General features: G+C 69.0%; 2 protein-coding genes. One reads left to right on the forward strand and one right to left on the reverse strand.

What is annotated here, in order from left to right:
• On the reverse strand, positions 1-1,699 hold a 1,699-nt coding region (locus A7A76_RS14975; RefSeq protein WP_241200954.1), incomplete at its 3' end, for a M4 family metallopeptidase.
• 243 nt (positions 1,700-1,942) lie between these two features.
• Here A7A76_RS14975 and A7A76_RS14980 point away from each other — a divergent pair.
• A partial coding sequence (locus A7A76_RS14980) for a hypothetical protein (RefSeq protein WP_206411931.1) occupies positions 1,943-2,137 on the forward strand: 195 nt, incomplete at its 3' end.

Below are 2,137 nucleotides of genomic sequence, written 5' to 3' on the forward strand. Positions count from 1 at the left end.
GATAGGTGGTGCTGGAGACGAAGTAACGGGTCAGCGCGCGGTACATGATCGCGCCGACCTTGTTGCGGCCGATGCCGGCGATGGTGGTGTCGCCGTTGCACACCAGCTGGGCCTTGGTGTAGCTGAAGCCGCTCGGCACCACCACGCCTTCGGAGGCGAGGTAGAACACGCGGTTGAGCACGCCGGAGGTGAAGTGCGGATCAAAGGTGCCGCCCTGGCCGGTCTGCGAGGCGGTGAAGCCGCCGGAGGGGTAGCACACCTTGGAACGGCCGTCGGCGTCCTGCTTGAACAGGATGCGCAGCGCGCTGGTGCCGTTGGGATTGTTCTTGACCAGCTTCTCGCCCATCAGGTAATCGCCCGGGTCGTTCGGGTTGTTGGCGCTGAACTCGACCAGGGTGCCGAAGATGTCGGAGATGCCTTCGTTGAGGCCGCCGGTGTCCTTGATGTTGTAGTAGCCCAGGCGCGCGGTGGCCTCGGTGACGCCGTGGGTCATCTCGTGGCCGGCCACGTCCAGCGCTACCAGCGGCTTGAAGGTCGAGCCGTCGCCGTAGGCCATCAGCTTCTGCGAGCCGTACCAGAACGCGTTGTCGTAGTTGCTGCCGACGTGGACGAAGCTCTTCACGCCCTTGCCGTCGTTGAAGATGCCGTTGCGGCCGTGCACGTTCTTGTAATAGTCCCAGGTCGCGGCGACGCCGTAGTAGGCGTCGGCGGCGACGGTGGCGCGGTCGCTGGTGGCGTTGTTGCCCCAGGTGTTGTCGGCATCGGTGAACAGCGGCGCGCCGGGGAAGCCGGTGCTGTAGCTCATCGAGCCCTGGGCGTCGTAGGTCGAGCCGTTGCCGCGGCTCGGGTCGACCAGGCGGAAGCCGCTGCTGGTGGAGTCGGTGACGATGCCGACGTTGCCGATCAGCAAGGTCTTGCCGGTGCCGTTGGACGCGGCGGTCTGGACCCGGTCGTCGGCCTGCAGCAGCTTGCCGTTGGCGGCGTCGACGAAGTAGGTGATGTGGCCCGGCATCGGGTCGTTGCGGCGGTCGCCGTGCAGTTCCAGCTGATAGGCCAGGGTCGGCTCGACCCCGCGCGCGAACACCACCAGGCCGGCGTTGTCGATCTTGCGCACCTGGCCGTCGAAATGGGCGCCGGCCTCGACCTTGGCCTGCTCCAGGCCGATCTTCGGCTGCAACTCGGGGCGCGCGGTGGTGCGCATGTTGTCGCCCTGGCTGATCGACTTGAGCTCGCCGTTCTGGCTGTGCACGACGAAATCGCCGCCGATCACCGGCAGGCCCTGGTAGCTGCGCTCCATGCGCACGTGCTCGGTGCCGTCGCGGTCGACCATCACGTCGCGGGCGGCGAAGGCGTCGGCGGCGACGCGGTGCACCTGCTCGCCGGCGGCGCCTTGCAGCAGGCCGCGCGCGCGCGCAGCGGCCGGGGAGGCGTCGGCTTCGGCTTCGCCGGCCGAGGACGCGACCAGGTCGCTGCCCGGACGCGCGCCGGTGCCGGCGAACAGCGCCGCCAGCGGGGTGTTGTGGTGCGCGGCGATGGCCTGCGGCGCGTTGGCGCTCGCGCTCGCGGCGTTGCCGGCGGCCGGAGCGGCGGCGGAGGCGAGGCCGGCCGGAGCGGTGTCGATGCCGGGGCCGGTGTGTCCGGCGACGAGGGCCAGGGCGGCGAGAATGGCGCTGCCGAGCAATGCGGTCTTGAGTTGCATCTGCGGTCTTCCCCATAAGAGTTGGAAAATCGGGCCAAAGCGCGCCCGTGCCGCGCCGGTGGCGGCAACGCGTCGGGTGCGGTGGACCCGCGGCGCCTGGCACGTTTCCAATGACGTGCCGATAACGGGCGGGCAGGAAGACCTTAGGCGCCTGGAAACGCTGTGCGTGAGCGGGGGAACCCTCCCGCGCGTCACACAATTGCGCAGTGCTTATGGTTGTTTGTCACACATTACAGCGCCGTAATGCATAACCCGCCGAACGGTCGGTCTGCGGCGCTTGCGAAGCGACGCCTCGCGGCGGATCGGCGTGCGGCCGCAACGACGAACGGCCCGCTCGCGCGGGCCGTTCGCAAGCGCCGTGGACGGCGCGATGTCGCGATGGATCAGTTGACGTTGACCGCCGTCCACACCCGCGCCAGCGCGTTGTATTCGGCGGAG

The organism is Lysobacter enzymogenes (genome assembly GCF_017168095.1).
Classification (GTDB): Bacteria; Pseudomonadota; Gammaproteobacteria; order Xanthomonadales; family Xanthomonadaceae; genus Lysobacter; species Lysobacter enzymogenes_D.